We start from the raw sequence: 14,163 nt of genomic DNA, 5'->3' as shown, positions 1-14,163 counted from the left end.
GGCGTGGGTGGCGGGGAAAGCTGTCGGCGCAGTGGGCATGACCACAGCCCTCAATCCACACGAGCACCTATCGTGTCGTCGACGGTTCGCGCGGTCGGGGACGCAGGGAGGTTGATGCCGTGACGACGAGCGCGGAGGCGGAACTCGGGGACGACGCGGCGGCAACGCCTCCCCGGACGCCCGCGCGGGCTCGGCTCGCTCGCGCCTGCGTGCTGTTCGCCGTGTTCGTGTGCGCCGCCTGCGGACTGGTGTACGAGCTGGCGCTGGTCGCCCTCGGCAGCTACCTCATCGGCGACACCATCGGGCAGGCCTCGATCGTGCTGTCGCTGATGGTGTTCGCGATGGGCGTCGGGGCGCTCACGGCGAAACCGTTGCAGCGCTGGGCGGCGGAGGCGTTCGCGGCGATCGAGATCCTGCTGGCGCTGATCGGCGGGCTCAGCGTTCTCGTGCTCTACGCCGCGTTCGCGTGGCTGAGTCTGTACATGCCGGCGCTGATCGCGACCGCACTCGTGCTCGGGGTGTTGATCGGCGCGGAGATCCCGCTGCTCATGGTTCTTTTGCAGCGCATCCGGCAGCAGGACGCCGGTTCGGCCGTCGCGGACCTCTTCGCCGCCGACTACGTGGGCGGCCTGCTCGGCGGGCTCGCCTTCCCCTTCGTGCTGCTGCCGCTGTTCGGGCAGATCCACGGCGCCCTGTTCGTGGGGATGCTCAACGCAGCCGCCGGGCTGGGGCTCGTACTGACCGTCTTCCGTCGAGAGCTCTCGCGCCGGGCAATGGCGATCCTGGTGGCGCTGTCGGTGCTGGTGGCTGCAGCGCTCGGCGGTGCGGCGGCCTACGCCGAGGACTTCGAGGTGACCGCGCGACAGGCGCTCTACGCCGACCCGGTGTTGCACGCCGAGCGCACCCCGTACCAGCAGATCGTGCTCACCCAGTCCCCCGGATTCGGGGCCGGTGACACCCGCATGTTCCTCAACGGCGACCTGCAGTTCAGCTCCGTCGACGAGTACCGCTATCACGAGGCGTTGGTGCATCCTGCGATGTCGGGGCCGCGCAAGCGGGTCCTCGTGCTCGGCGGCGGGGACGGGCTCGGGGTGCGGGAGGTGCTGCGGTACCCCGACGTCGAGGAGGTCACGCTCGTCGAGCTGGACCCCGCCGTCGTGGACCTGGCTCGTGAGCACCCGAGTATCTCCCGGCTCAACGATCACGCCTTCGACGACCCGCGCGTGACGACGGTGGCGGCGGATGCGTTCGAGTGGCTGCGCGAGAACCGGGACCGCTTCGACGTGGTGCTGGTCGACATGCCGGACGCCGATTCGACGGCCACCGCGAAGCTGTACTCGACGGAGTTCTACGGCTTGGTGCGGCACGCGATGGCCGACGGCGCGAGGCTGAACGTGCAAGCGGGTTCCCCGTTCTTCGCGCCGCAGGCGTACTGGTGCGTCGAAGCCACGATGCGCTCGGCCGGCCTGTCGACGGTCCCGTTCGAGGTGACCGTGCCCAGCTTCGGCGAGTGGGGTTTCCACCTCGCGCAGGCGGGCGGCACGCCACCGCTGCGACTGCCGGACGACGCTCCGCCGCTGCGGTCGCTCGATCCGCCGACGTTGCGGGCAGCGGCTACGTTCCCACCGGATCGCGCACGGATTCCCGGCATGGAGCCATCGACCCTGATGCACCCGACGATCCTCGACCACGCCCGGGGCGAGTGGACGAACTACTGACCGCCCCGCAAGCTCATCCGGTGGCGGTGGCCGACGTCGAGGCGTGAGTCTTTTTGGTTGCTATAGCAACCAAAAAGACTCACGCGCTCTTTACGGGCCGAACCAGCGTTCCTCGGACGAGCGCGGCGGTCCCGCGGTCGTGCCTTCGATGAGCTGGGTTTCGAGGCGGATCTCGCGCGGACGCCCACGTTCGGCGGTGTCGAGCAGGAGGCGCCCCGCCGCGCGGCCCTTCTCCAGGATGGGCTGGCGGATCGTGGTCAGCCCGGCCCGTTCGGCGTCGGGAATCCCGTCGAAGCCGGTGATCGTGAGGTCGTCGGGGACCTTGACCCCGCGTCGCTCCGCCTCGTCCAGCGCTCCGAGCGCGAGGATGTCGGAAGTGCACACGATCGCGGTCACCTCCGGATCGGTGTCGAGGATCTGGGCGGCGGCGGACGCGCCTGATTCCTGCGAGTGGTCGAACCGTTCCACGACGGGCACCGTCGACCAGTCGATTCCCGCGTCGCTGAACACTTCGGCGAGCGCGGTCAACCGCGCCTTCTGGACGTGGAAGCTCGCGTTCGCCTGACGCTGCAACGATGCCGGTCCGTCGTTGCGCGCCCGCGCCAGTCGCATGCACGAGATCCCGACGCGCCGATGCCCCAGGTCGAGGAGATGCTTGGCCATCGCCGTGATCGCGGCGCGGTCGTCGACGCCGACGCGGTCGACGTCCGGGATGCTCGGCTGGTCGCACACGACGCTCGGCACCGGACGTTCGAGCACCGCCGCGAGGTGCGGGTCGTCCTCGGGAACGGAGTACACGACGAAGCCGTCGACGCCGGCGCTGTGCACCGAGGCGACGTCTTCACGCTCCGGGTTCGCGGGCACGAGCAGCAGACCGTGGCCTGCGTCCTCGCAGGCCAGCGCGAGCCCTTCGAGGAAGCTGAGCGCGCCCGGGTCACGGAAGGCGTAGGAGAGGTTCTCGGTGAGCAGCAGCCCGACCGCGCCCGCGCGCCGGGTCCGCAGCGACCGTGCGACGGGGTCCGGGCCGGGGTAGCCCAGTCGCCGCGCGGTGTCGAGCACCCGCTTGCGCAACTCCGGTGAGAGCTGGTCGGGTCGGTTGTACGCGTTGGACACCGTGGTTCTGGAAACACCGAGCTCGGCCGCGAGCGAGGCGAGTGTCGCGGGCCGCCGGGCATTCGTTGACCGAGCCATGCAGGAACCGTAACGGTTCAGTACTTCGGGGTGAAGCAGGGATGTCCGCGCCAGAACCGACTCGATGCCGGGTCGTGATCACCACCGCCGCTCCCGCCAGCCCAGCTACTCGCCGCTGACCTGCGCGGAACGCACCACCTGAGCCGCAGGCGCGGCATCGGTGCAACCTCCGTCACACCGTTTCGCTTCTCTTCTGCCACCACTCGAGCGGTTCCGGCAGAGGTGACACGGCAGTGTGGGCCGCACTACTGTCCCGCGTCCTGTCGCCGATGTCCGCCTCCGCGTACAGTTGACAACGGTTCCCGTTAGCGATCCGTGTCCGCCCACCCCGAGGAGCGCCCGATGACTGTGCGCAGTCGCCCCAGCCGCGTCCGGACCGCCGCCGTCGCAGGCGGCGCCGTGATCGGCCTGACCCTCGCCGGGTGCGGCTCCGCCGGTGCCGGTGACGACGGCGCTCCGTCATCGGGTGAGGCACTCGAGGTCGTCGCGTCCACCAGCGTGTGGGGCACCGTCGCGCAAGCCGTGGGCGGCGAGGACGTCGAGGTCACGCCGGTCGTCGACGACCCAGGAGCCGACCCGCACTCGTACGAGAGCACGCCCCGCGACGCGGCGGAAGTGGGCAAGGCCGACCTCGTCGTGTTCAACGGCGGCGGCTACGACGAGTTCATGCAGCAGATTCTGTCCAGCACCGCCCAGACGACCCCGAAGGTCCAGGCGTTCCAGGGCGAGAACACCCACTCCCATTCCGACGGTGGTTCTGAGCACCAGCACGAAGGCCACGCGCACGAGGGCAAGGAACCGAAGCAGCACGGCGGAGGCGGGCACTCGCACGAGCACGGCAACGAGCACATCTGGTACGACCTCGACGCCGTTCAGGACGTGTCCCAGTCGATCGCCGACGAGCTCGGTGCCCTTCGCCCGGAACAGCAGCAAGAGTTCACCGACCGGGCCTCCGCCTTCGCCGACCAGGTCACCGGACTGCAGCAGCGTGTCGACGACATCGCAGCCCGCCACGGCGGCACGAAGGTCGTCGTGACCGAGCCGATCGCGCACTATCTCGTCGAGCGCGGCCGACTCGACGACATCACCCCGCAGGAGTTCGTCGATTCCGTCGAAACCGGCGGCGACCCGTCGGTGGCCGCAGTCGCCGAGATCCGCAAGTCGATCGACTCCGGGCAGGCCGGCGCGCTGATCTACAACCCGCAAACGGAGTCCCCCGTGACCGAGCAGCTCCGCGCCCAGGCCGAACAGCGCGGCCTGCCTGTCGTGGAGCTCACCGAACTACCCCCCGAGAGCACCGACTACGTGGCGTGGATGGACTCGCAGATCGCCGCACTCGACGCCGCACTGAACGGGCAACGCTGACATGAGCATGCAACGCGAGCACGTCGCCGACTCGACCGGGCTTCGCCGCAACTGGGCGGGATCGCTCGCCGAGGACACCGGTTCTGAACCGGACCCCGTGGTGCGGCTGCGCGACGCGCGACTCGCCTACGGCCCACGCGTGCTGTGGGACGGGCTCGACCTCGACGTGCGCCCGGGGGAATTCCTCGCCGTGCTCGGGCCGAACGGATCCGGGAAGACGAGCCTGCTGCGGGTGCTGCTCGGCCTGCAACAACTCAACACCGGAAAAGTCGACGTCGCCGGCGCACCCCCACGCCGAGGAAGCAGCACGATCGGCTACATCCCACAGCAGCGTGCCGTCGACGAGACGCTGACCGTGCGCGGCACCGACCTCGTCGGGCTCGGACTGGACGGCCACCACTGGGGTCTGGGCCTCCGGCACCGTCGCGCACGCGCACGCAAGGTCGGTGAGGCCGTCGCGGCGGTCGAAGCCGACTCGTACGCGTCGATGCCGCTGGGTCTGCTCTCCGGTGGTGAACAGCAGCGGCTGCGGGTCGCGCAGGCGATCGTCGGCGACCCGAGCGTGTTGCTCTGCGACGAGCCGCTGCTGTCACTCGACCCGTCCCACCAGCGCAAGGTCAGCTCACTCATCGCCGAGCAGGCCAAATCCGCCGGTGCCGGCGTGTTGTTCGTGACGCACGAGATCAACCCGGTGCTGCCGCTGGTGGACCGCGTGCTCTACCTCGTCGACGGCAAGTTCCGGGTCGGTACCCCCGACGAAGTGATGAACTCCGAGACACTCTCGGCGTTGTACGGCACCCACATCGACGTCGCCCAGGTCGGAGGGCGACTGGTCGTCGCGGGTGGCGACGAACCGGCGCATCCCCATCACGTGGAGGGCGGCCGATGAGCTCGCTGGCCGACTTCTTCGACCTCGAACTCGCGGCGGAGCTGCTCGCGATGCCGTTCGTGCAGCAGGCGTTGCTGGCCGCCGCCGCACTCGGGCTCGTGTCCGGAGCCGTGGCCCCGCTGGTGGTCGCCCGCAAGATGGCCTTCGCCGTGCACGGCACGGCCGAACTCGCCTTCACCGGTGCCGCCGCCGCGTTGCTGCTGGGCTTCAGCGTCGGTGTCGGCTCGTTGGCGGGCGCGGTGGTCGCCGCCTTGCTGCTCGGCGTCCTCGGCAACAAGGACTCGGAACGGGACTCGGTGATCGGCGCGGTCCTCGCGTTCGGGCTCGGTGTCGGGGTGCTGCTGCTGTGGATGAATCCGGAGCGCACCGGCAACAAGTTCTCGATCCTCGTCGGGCAGATCGTCGGGGTGGACACCGCCGACGTCGTGCTGCTGGTCGGCAGTGCGGCCGTGGTCCTGGCCGTGTTGGCGGTGGTCTACCGCCCGCTGCTGTTCGCCAGCATCGACCCGGATGTGGCCACCGCACGGGGCGTGCCGATGCGCCTGCTCACCCCGCTGTTCTCGGTTCTCGTGGGCGTCACGACCGCGCTCGGCGTGTCGATCGTGGGAGCGTTGCTGGTGTTGGCGTTGATGGTCACGCCGGGAGCCGCCGCCGCCCGGATCACGGCGAGCCCGCTGAAGGCGACGCTGTTCGCGGTGCTGTTCGCCGAGGTCGCGGTTCTCGGTGGAATCCTGCTGTCGCTGGCGCCCGGCGTTCCGGTGAGCGCGTTCGTCACGGCGATCTCGTTCGCGATCTACCTGGCCTGCCGAGCGGTCGGCTCGTGGCGACTCAAGCACCAGAGCCGGACCGTCTCGGAGAACGCCCCGCAGCTCACGACCGGCTAACAGGGCGCGCGGAGTGCTCCGCGTTTCCGGATCCGTAACGCAGCGGAGCCGCTGGGCACTCACCACGTACGCAGCCGGACCACCCGCGGATTCTCAGAGCTTGTCTTGGATCCCGCTGTGGGGCATGAGGAGGGCCTCTGCTAGTGATCGTGATACCAGTCATGATCATCAACAGCAGAGGCCCGGCTCACTTTGTACCGCACGACGCCTTCGTCCAGCGCATCGGCCCGCACTCGCCGCTACCCGTCGGACATGACCGACGCCGAGTGGGCGTTGATCGAACCACTGCTGCCGGCCCCGGCCTGCCAGAGGCCAGCGGGTGGGCGCCCGGAGAAGCACCATCGCCGCGACATCATCGATGCGATCCGCTATGTCACCGACAACGGCATCAAGTGGCGCGCACTGCCGGTCGATTTCCCACCGTGCAAGACCGTGTACGGATTCTTCGCCCGCTGGAACGCCTCTGGCCTGCTCGAACGGATCCGCGATGCTCTGCGCGAGCAGCTGCGCCTGCGGGCCGGCCGCAACACCCGCCCCAGTGCCGCAGCGATCGATTCCCAGTCGGTGCGTGCGGCGGAAACCGTGCCCACACCCACACGCGGCTATGACGGAGGCAAGAAGGTCAACGGCCGCAAGCGCCACATCGCCGTCGACACGATGGGGCTCGTGCTGGTCGTCATGGTCACCACCGCCAGTTTCCAGGACCGGCCTGCGGCACGACCCCTGCTGAACCGGCTACACCGCACCCAGCGCGGCCTGCGCCACGTGTGGGCCGACGGCGGCTACACCGGCAGCCTCCTGACGTGGGCGAAGGCCACCCTGGGCATCACCGTCGAGATCGTGACAAAACTCGCCGGTCAGGTCGGGTTCGTCGTCCTCCCCAGACGGTGGGTGGTCGAGCGCACGTTTTCCTGGATCAGCCAAGCACGCCGCAACGTCCGCGACTACGAACGCCTGCCCGAACACTCCGAAGCCTTCATCAACTGCGCCATGATCACTATGATGAGCCGACGCCTGACCCGCCCACACCCGCGGGCCACCACCACCTAACCCAGTTCCAAGACAGGCTCTCAGCGCCCTCCTCGCGAGGACAGCGAGTTCGCAGCGTAGGCCGCTACTCAAGAAATCGATCCCGCAGCGAGGAGGGCGCTGAGGTTCCGCCACCCGACCCGCTGGGCAACATCCGCGCGGCCTCTCAATGATCCTCTTACCGGGTCAGTTGCTGTAGATGCGGTCCGGGGTGAGCAGGACCGCGGTACGCCGCTGGCGCTGCATGACGCGGTCGTAGGCGTCCCAGTCGTCGTGCTCTCCCCCTGCCGCCTGGTAAATCTCGCGCAGCAGCAAGCGCACTCGCTCCGGATCAGGCGCCGGATCGTCCGGCCCCATGAGTTCCACGCCGCCTTCGACCGCGATCCACTCCCATCCCGCGCGGAACGTCAGTGTCGCGTGTGGGCGCGCACGCAGGTGTGCCTTCTTCGCGGCTCCGTAGGTGACGAAGGCGACCACGCGTTCCCCTGAGCCGGGGTGGTCGATGATCCCCGCATTGACCACCGAGGACTGCACGGTGCCGTCCTCGCGCGTGGTCGCGACCACCGCGAGGTAGTGGTCGCGGGCGGCGAGTCGCTCGACTACGTCCAGACTTTGCGGCATCGCTTCACCTCAAGGCTCTGCTCGGTTCAGCTGCCCACCCTGCCGCACCTACCGGTGCACCGCCTCCTGCGACCACTCAGCTGCCTTCGCTGACGAGGTCGTCCAGGCCCTGGCGCAGTTCCTCGGACTCGCGCCGGAGGGCTTTGCGGGCACGGCGGCGCCGCAGAGCGCGGGCGGCCGCGAACACCGCGACGGCGGTGCCGATCCCGACCGCGACCTTGGTGACGTCGACGGCGGGCAGCCACCGCACCCGGTCGCCCTCGATGACGATCGCACCGAGCGGGCGGGCGATACCGCCGAATCCGTGATGGCCCGGCTCGCCGCCGCCCCCACCGACGAACACGGCCGCAGGAACCACCGTGACGCCGCGACGCTCGACGGGGTCGCCGAACACCTGCCGTGTGGTGAGACCGATCCGCTCCGCACCCATGTCCCGTCCTTTCCACGCGTGTCGCCAACGTACCCGGCGGAGATCGTTTCCGCCGGGACTCGCGTTCCACCACCATCCGGCGCTCGGTCCGGCTACGGTGTCGGTCGTGTCGACACGGCGGTCATCGGAACTCCCGGCGGTCCACGAGGCGTGGCTGCCTCGGGAGCACCCGCTGCACCGTCCTCGGCACGGCGGCAAACAGCTCACCGCGCTCGTGTGCGCCGTGCTGTTCTTCGCCGCGCCGACCGTCTCGTGGATGCTGGGTGCTCGTGCCGAGCCCGTGGAGAACCGGCCGCTGGCGGCGTTTCCGAGCCCCATGGACGGGTGGGGTTTCTTCACCGGGTTGCCGCCGTGGGCGTCGGACAACCTGCCGTTCCGTGGCGAGGCGGTGCGGTCGGTCGACGGCGTCAGCCGTGGCGTGTTCGGTGAGGCACCGAGCAACGGCGGTTCGCACACACCACCGGTCGGCGGTGGTGGCGATCCGGCCGAGGAGCCCGAGAAGCCTCGACTCGACGAGGGCGTCTTCCCGAGTGTCATCGAAGGCGAGAACGGGTGGCTCTACCTCGGCCACGACGTGTCGTACAAGTGCGTTCCCCGGATGGAGCTGGACCGGGTCGTCGACGGATTGCAGCGGTGGCGCGAGGTCGTCGAGGCGTCCGGACGCGAGTTCCACCTCGTCATCGCCCCGGACAAGTCGACGGTCCATCCGGAGCACCTGCCGGACTCGTTCGCCGGGAAGCAATGCGCGACCGAGGCGGTGCAGGAGTTCTGGCGCACCGTTCCTCGCGAGACCGGCGCGATCGACATGCGACCCGAACTGCGTTCCCTCGCCGAACGAAACGGGCGCGAGGTCTACCACGCGATCGACACGCACTGGACCCACGAAGGGGGCGTCGCGATGACGTACGCACTCGCCGAACGGGTCGCGCCGGGCTCCACCAGCACGTGGAAGGTCGAGCCGAGCCGCTCGTACCCGCACACCGCGGACATCCCCGAGCTGCGGGGGCAGAACAGGAAGGTCGACATCCAGGCGTACTCGCTGGCGCCCGACGGCGGGCAGGACAACACCCGGTTCGTGCCGAGTGATTTCCAGGAGCCGCTGCGCCTCGAGTCGACGCCGACGCCGGGCATGATCTCGCGGCCGACACGGATGGTCGCCGACTCGTTCACGCAGTTCGCGAGTCCGTACCTGGCGGCGACCTTCGCCGATCTCACCATCGCGCATCCCGACGCCGTCGCGCGGGAGCCTGCCGCGACGGCAGAGACCCTCGCCGAAGGTGAGGTCGTGATGCTGGAACTCTCGGAACGGTTCGTAGCGGGCGGCCGCTACCCGATGCTGGACCCGGCGGTGGCGCAGCAGGTCGGCGAGGTGCTCGCGCGCCACCCGGTGCGGTAACCGTTCGTGCGAGGGCTCGCCACGCAACCGCCAACGCAGATCACCCCACGTCCCCCTCACCGTTCGCCAGTGCCCGTTCCGCTCAGGCCTCCACTGCTGCTGGGGTTCGGCGCGATGCTGGTCTCGGTGGTCCCGTTCGTGCGAGGCTCGCTCCCGCGTCTGACACGTGCGCGCACGTCCGAGGACGGAACGTCTGTGGTGATCACGAACCCGCACCCCTCGTTCGTCTCTGCGCTATCGCGAGACGAGTGACGGCGAGTCCACAGTGGAGGACACGCTGGGGAGCTACGTCATTTGACGATCAGCTCGATCGTGGTCTTCGAGCGGTCGGACTTCGTAGACGCGACCACCTCGCAGTCCTTTGCGGACCGGGTCGCCGATGCCGATGACGACCACGAACGCCGATCCATCCCGAGGCCCTCGCGGCGACGCTCGGCCTCGGCGGAACTCGCGGCCCACCGGCCGATGACTCCGAACCGCCGAGCCAGTCAGTACCACCGAGCACGTCGCCGACGAAGGGAGCCCCCGTGCGCACGCTCGCCATCACACAGAACATCACGCTCGACGGATCGGTCGAGATGCTCGGTGACTGGTTCGACCCGGGCGACCAGGACGAAGAGCTGCTGGAAGCGACTCGTCGCCTCAGCGAGCGCGGGGACGCCTTGGTGCTGGGGCGCCAGACGTTCGAAGACTTCCGTGGTTACTGGCCGCAGCAGACCGACGATCGGACGAGCATCACCGACGAGCTCAACGAGATCCAGAAGTACGTCGTGTCCGCGACGCTGAGCGACCCCGGCTGGCAGAACTCGACGATCATCAACCAAAGCTGGGTCGACGAGGTGCGAGAACTCAAGCAACAGCCGGGCAAGGAGATCGGCGTGACGGGCAGCATCAAGCTCTGCCACGGTCTGATCGAAGCGGGACTCGTCGACGAGTACCGGTTGTTCCTCTTCCCGGTCGTGCAGGGGCGCGGGCGCCGCCTGTTCCCCGAAGGCTACGAGATTCCCCAGCTCACGACTGTGGAGTCGACGGAGTTCGGCAACGGGGTCGCACTACTCCGCTACGAAGTCATCCACGCAACACCGTAGGCACCACTCCGGACGCCTACTGCTCGGACGGATCGTCCTCGGGCGTCTCGGGATGACGACGGAGATGGATGGCCGAGGCGATCAACCCGCCCCACACGAGGACGATCGCGACGATCATCATGAGTACGGCAGCTGTCGACATCAGCGAGTCACTCCTGTCTCGGCGTCCTCGTCCGCGGCGGTTTCGGCGCCACGCCGCCATGGCGTCAGCGCGACCACGACGCCGAGCACGATCGCGCCGATCACGACCGCCCATCCCGCGCTGAACAGGAACGATGTCGGATAGTCCTCATAGTTGCTCGCCAGCTCCGCGCGCAGGCTGTCCCACATCATCCAGCCCAGCCCGATCGGCGTGACCACGCCGAGCAGCACCCGCCACCACGTACCGAGCGGGACGACAGAGGATTCGTTGGCGTGAGCTTGCAGCATCGGCAGCTTGCGCAGCACCCACGCGACCACGATCAGTGCCACCAGGGCGGCGAGCGCGACACCGTAGGCGTTGATGAAGTGGTCGATCGTGTCCAGCAGGTACAGCCCCTCGGCTGTCGGGAACAGCAGGATCGAGACCAGCGCGGTCGCACCACCGACGATGAACACGGCGGGCAGCCTGCTCATGCCGGTCTTGTCCTGCACGGCGGAGATCACGACCTGCACGATGCTGATCAGCGACGACAGTCCGGCGAGCACGAGCGAACCGAAGAACAGGACCCCGAACAGCGCGCTGCCGAACGGGAGATTCGAGATGATCTCCGGGAAGGCGACGAAGGCCAGTCCGATCCCGTCGGTGGCGACCTCGTCGACCGGAACCGACGACGCGGCGGCCATGAACCCGACCGTCGCGAACACGCCGATACCCGCCAGCAACTCGAAGGAGCTGTTGGCGAAGCCCGCGACGAGTCCGGTGCCGGTCAGATCGGCACGGCGCCGCAAGTACGAGGCGTAGGTGATCATGATGCCGAAGCCGACCGAGAGCGAGAAGAAGATCTGGCCGTAGGCCGCGACCCAGACACTTCCGTCGGTGATGGCCGACCAGTCCGGTGTGAACAGTGCGTTCAAGCCGACGGCCGCGCCGGGCAGGAACAGCGCCTGCACCACCAGGATCAGGAACAGCACGACGAGCAGCGGGATGAACACCTTGTTCGCGCGCTCGATCCCCTTCCGGACGCCCAAGGCGAGCACCCCGAGCGTGACCACCCAGACGGCGATCAACGGCCACAGCACCCCGCCGACATACCCCGAGATCATGCCCGGTTCTTCTGCTCGGTTCAGGAAGTCGTTGAACAGGAACGTGTCGGCTTCCTGGCCCCATTGCGTGCCGAACGAGAAGCCGACGTAGCGCACCGCCCACGCGATGATGACCGCGTAGTAGGTCGCGATCACGAAGCTGATCACGACCTGCCACCAGCCGAGCGCCTCGGCCGGGCGGGCAATCCTGCGGAAGGCCAGCGGCGGCGAGCCGCGGAACCGGTGTCCGATGGTGTACATCATGATCAGCATCGGGATGCCCGCGGTCAGCAACGCGACGAGATACGGGACGAGGAACGCACCGCCACCGTTGTCGTAGGCCACGTACGGGAACCGCCAGATGTTCCCGAGACCGATCGCCGAGCCGATCGCAGCGAGGAGGAAGCCCAGGCGGCTACCCCACTGCTCGCGCTCCTGATCCGCCATGCGCGCTGCTCCTTGCCCTTGCCGATCCGCCGCCAGAACCTACGCAGCATAACCACCCGATCTTCGCGGCGATCACCGCCGTCGGGGCGGCGATCCCGTCAGGCCCGCGCGGACCGGCGGCGCGCAGCGTCCTCGTGGGCAATGTCCCACGATCGGCGTGTCCCGGCGCGTCGGAGCAGAAGGGACCGGAGGACGACGCCTTCGCCGTGCTCCGCACCACCAGCCAATCTCGACTTCAGCTGGTGACAGCAGTTGATCTTGGTGTTCGGTGGGTGAGGATGCCCATCGTGCGTCGGGTGCCTGTGGCTGACCGGGAGGAGATCTCCGCTATTCAGAACTGGTAGTAGAGGAACGGGCTGAAGGAGCCGGTAGCGACCAGGAGCGCGGCGTAGCCGAGACCCGCGGTCATGACCCCGACGCGCAGGGCGGTGGCGCGGCGGGAACGCACCGACTCCAGGAACGGCCCGGTCCCCGAGTTCGCCGGGACGAACACCACGGCCAGTGCGACGACCAGGAACAGCACGCGCTGGTTGGTCATCGAGGCCGCGACCACGTCGGTCAGCCCGGCCAGGTCGGGCGTCAGCATGTGCCCGAGCATCGTGAAGGCCGTGCCGAGATCCGGCGCGCGGAAGAACACCCAGCCCACCACGACGCACAGCATCGTCACCGCCCGGCGACCGATCCGGCCCCCGGGGGTGCTCGGCGCGCGGTCCCGGCCCGTGGCGCGCTCGACGACCAGCAGCATCCCGTGAAAAAGACCCCACACCAGGAACGTCCACGCCGCGCCGTGCCAGAAACCGGTGAGCACGAAAATGACACCGAGGTTCAGATAGGTGCGGTGCACACCCTTCCGATTACCGCCGAGCGGAATGTAGACATAGTCGCGGAACCAACGCGACAGCGACATGTGCCAGCGACGCCAGAACTCGGTGACCGTCACCGACGAGTACGGGCGCGCGAAGTTCTCCGGCAGGCGGAACCCGAGCATCCTTGCCAGTCCGATCGCCATGTCCGAGTATCCGGAGAAGTCGAAGTACAGCTGCACCGTGTAGCCGATCGCGCCGAGCCAGGCGATCGCGAACGTCATGTCCTCGGCCGGGGTCGCGAAGCACGCGTCGACCATCGGGGCCAGCGTGTCGGCGATGACGACCTTCTTCGTCAGACCCCACGCGAACCTCGGGAACCCGGACGCGATGTCGTCCAGCCGGTGCGTGCGGCGCTGCGGCAGCTGGTCCGCGATCTCCCGGTACCGCACGATCGGACCCGCGACGAGCTGCGGGAACATCGAGATGTAGGTGACGAACGCGACCGGCTCACGCAGCGCGGGACGCTCACCCCGGTAGATGTCCACCAGGTACGAGATGTGGTGGAACGTGTAGAACGAGATGCCGATCGGCAGCGCCAGCTGCACCACCGGGAACTCGCCGCCGAACCAGCTGGTGAGCACGTCGAGCTGTTCCGTGGCGAACCCCGCGTACTTCCAGATCGCCAGCACCGCGACGTTGAATCCCACGCCGCCGACGAGCAGCAGCCGTCTGCGCGCCTCGCCGAAACCCCAGTCGTCGGGCTCCAAGCCCCTGCCGACGACGAAGTTGACCGCGATGCAGCACAGCAGCAGGACGGTCGTCCCGCCCGCGCCGCTGGCGTAGAACACCAGGCTCGCGCCTGCGACGACCGCGTTGCGGGCCGCGCGCGGCGCGACGAGGACTCCCACCAGGACGACAGGCAGGAAGTACCACAGGAACAGGGGACTGGCGAACGACATCTCGGGGCCTCGGGGTTCGGGACGTCGCTACCAGACCTCCCTGGTTCTACGGTCCGGAACTCTAACGGAGCCACCACGCCGACCAGTCCGGAACGGGCGAACCCGCCCCACGGGCC

Annotated in this window: 13 protein-coding genes; 7 read left to right on the top strand and 6 right to left on the bottom strand. The window is 68.7% G+C overall.

Annotated features, from left to right (window positions below; genetic code table 11):
* The first annotated feature begins 119 nt into the window (after positions 1-119).
* Positions 120-1,718, top strand: a complete 1,599-nt coding sequence (locus tag GIY23_RS01845) for a polyamine aminopropyltransferase (protein WP_154075072.1) — start codon at positions 120-122, stop codon at positions 1,716-1,718.
* A gap of 90 nt (positions 1,719-1,808) precedes the next feature.
* On the opposite strand, the gene GIY23_RS01840 is transcribed toward GIY23_RS01845, so the two are convergent.
* Positions 1,809-2,909, bottom strand: coding sequence for a LacI family DNA-binding transcriptional regulator (locus GIY23_RS01840; protein ID WP_154075071.1), 1,101 nt, complete (start codon positions 2,907-2,909; stop codon positions 1,809-1,811).
* A 342-nt stretch (positions 2,910-3,251) separates the two neighbouring features.
* Between GIY23_RS01840 and GIY23_RS01835 the strand changes: the two genes are divergently transcribed.
* From GIY23_RS01835 to GIY23_RS01820, 4 genes are all read left to right on the top strand, one after another.
* Positions 3,252-4,274: a metal ABC transporter solute-binding protein, Zn/Mn family gene (locus GIY23_RS01835; protein ID WP_154075070.1), complete on the top strand. Its 1,023-nt coding sequence runs from the start codon at positions 3,252-3,254 to the stop codon at positions 4,272-4,274.
* Position 4,275: 1 nt separating this feature from the next.
* Complete coding sequence (locus tag GIY23_RS01830) at positions 4,276-5,163, top strand: metal ABC transporter ATP-binding protein (protein ID WP_228717496.1); 888 nt, start codon at positions 4,276-4,278, stop codon at positions 5,161-5,163.
* 5 nt (positions 5,164-5,168) lie between these two features.
* Positions 5,169-6,047, top strand: a complete 879-nt coding sequence (locus GIY23_RS01825) for a metal ABC transporter permease (RefSeq protein WP_222850300.1) — start codon at positions 5,169-5,171, stop codon at positions 6,045-6,047.
* 252 nt (positions 6,048-6,299) lie between these two features.
* On the top strand, positions 6,300-7,097 hold the full coding sequence (locus GIY23_RS01820) for an IS5 family transposase (RefSeq protein WP_154075068.1): 798 nt from the start codon (positions 6,300-6,302) through the stop codon (positions 7,095-7,097).
* A gap of 165 nt (positions 7,098-7,262) precedes the next feature.
* Here the strand turns inward: GIY23_RS01820 and GIY23_RS01815 are convergent, their stop codons facing one another.
* Both GIY23_RS01815 and GIY23_RS01810 read right to left on the bottom strand, forming a co-directional pair.
* A complete protein-coding gene (locus GIY23_RS01815; RefSeq protein WP_154075067.1) occupies positions 7,263-7,697 on the bottom strand; it encodes a TIGR03618 family F420-dependent PPOX class oxidoreductase in 435 nt (144 codons plus the stop codon).
* Positions 7,698-7,773: 76 nt separating this feature from the next.
* Positions 7,774-8,127, bottom strand: a complete 354-nt coding sequence (locus tag GIY23_RS01810) for a sporulation protein (protein ID WP_228717495.1) — start codon at positions 8,125-8,127, stop codon at positions 7,774-7,776.
* Positions 8,128-8,233: 106 nt separating this feature from the next.
* Between GIY23_RS01810 and GIY23_RS01805 the strand changes: the two genes are divergently transcribed.
* Both GIY23_RS01805 and GIY23_RS01800 read left to right on the top strand, forming a co-directional pair.
* The gene (locus GIY23_RS01805) at positions 8,234-9,523 is read left to right on the top strand and encodes an alginate O-acetyltransferase AlgX-related protein (protein WP_228717494.1); all 1,290 of its coding nucleotides are present in this window, start codon (positions 8,234-8,236) and stop codon (positions 9,521-9,523) included.
* 527 nt (positions 9,524-10,050) lie between these two features.
* A complete protein-coding gene (locus GIY23_RS01800) occupies positions 10,051-10,611 on the top strand; it encodes a dihydrofolate reductase family protein (RefSeq protein ID WP_154075065.1) in 561 nt (186 codons plus the stop codon).
* A gap of 16 nt (positions 10,612-10,627) precedes the next feature.
* Here GIY23_RS01800 and GIY23_RS01795 read toward each other — a convergent pair whose 3' ends face one another.
* From GIY23_RS01795 to GIY23_RS01785, 3 genes are all read right to left on the bottom strand, one after another.
* Positions 10,628-10,753: a methionine/alanine import family NSS transporter small subunit gene (locus GIY23_RS01795; RefSeq protein WP_154075064.1), complete on the bottom strand. Its 126-nt coding sequence runs from the start codon at positions 10,751-10,753 to the stop codon at positions 10,628-10,630.
* Positions 10,753-12,282 (bottom strand): sodium-dependent transporter, encoded by a 1,530-nt coding sequence (locus GIY23_RS01790; RefSeq protein ID WP_154075063.1) that lies wholly within the window; start codon positions 12,280-12,282, stop codon positions 10,753-10,755. The genes GIY23_RS01795 and GIY23_RS01790 overlap by 1 nt, the downstream gene beginning before the upstream one ends.
* 331 nt (positions 12,283-12,613) lie before the next feature.
* A complete protein-coding gene (locus GIY23_RS01785) occupies positions 12,614-14,047 on the bottom strand; it encodes an MBOAT family O-acyltransferase (RefSeq protein ID WP_154075062.1) in 1,434 nt (477 codons plus the stop codon).
* Positions 14,048-14,163: the final 116 nt, after the last annotated feature.

Source organism: Allosaccharopolyspora coralli, assembly GCF_009664835.1.
Taxonomy (GTDB): domain Bacteria; phylum Actinomycetota; class Actinomycetes; order Mycobacteriales; family Pseudonocardiaceae; genus Allosaccharopolyspora; species Allosaccharopolyspora coralli.
The sequence above is the reverse complement of the archived record's forward strand: the minus strand, read 5'-3'. Positions and strand labels throughout refer to the sequence as shown.

What these genes read in the sequence shown, in the direction of transcription:
- GIY23_RS01840 (WP_154075071.1), bottom strand. Translation starts at nt 2,909, where the DNA reads ATGGCTCGGTCAACGAATGCCCGGCGGCCCGCGACACTCGCCTCGCTC.
- GIY23_RS01835 (WP_154075070.1), top strand. Translation starts at nt 3,252, where the DNA reads ATGACTGTGCGCAGTCGCCCCAGCCGCGTCCGGACCGCCGCCGTCGCA.
- GIY23_RS01830 (WP_228717496.1), top strand. Translation starts at nt 4,276, where the DNA reads ATGAGCATGCAACGCGAGCACGTCGCCGACTCGACCGGGCTTCGCCGC.
- GIY23_RS01820 (WP_154075068.1), top strand. Translation starts at nt 6,300, where the DNA reads ATGACCGACGCCGAGTGGGCGTTGATCGAACCACTGCTGCCGGCCCCG.
- GIY23_RS01815 (WP_154075067.1), bottom strand. Translation starts at nt 7,697, where the DNA reads ATGCCGCAAAGTCTGGACGTAGTCGAGCGACTCGCCGCCCGCGACCAC.
- GIY23_RS01810 (WP_228717495.1), bottom strand. Translation starts at nt 8,127, where the DNA reads ATGGGTGCGGAGCGGATCGGTCTCACCACACGGCAGGTGTTCGGCGAC.
- GIY23_RS01795 (WP_154075064.1), bottom strand. Translation starts at nt 10,753, where the DNA reads ATGTCGACAGCTGCCGTACTCATGATGATCGTCGCGATCGTCCTCGTG.
- GIY23_RS01790 (WP_154075063.1), bottom strand. Translation starts at nt 12,282, where the DNA reads ATGGCGGATCAGGAGCGCGAGCAGTGGGGTAGCCGCCTGGGCTTCCTC.
- GIY23_RS01785 (WP_154075062.1), bottom strand. Translation starts at nt 14,047, where the DNA reads ATGTCGTTCGCCAGTCCCCTGTTCCTGTGGTACTTCCTGCCTGTCGTC.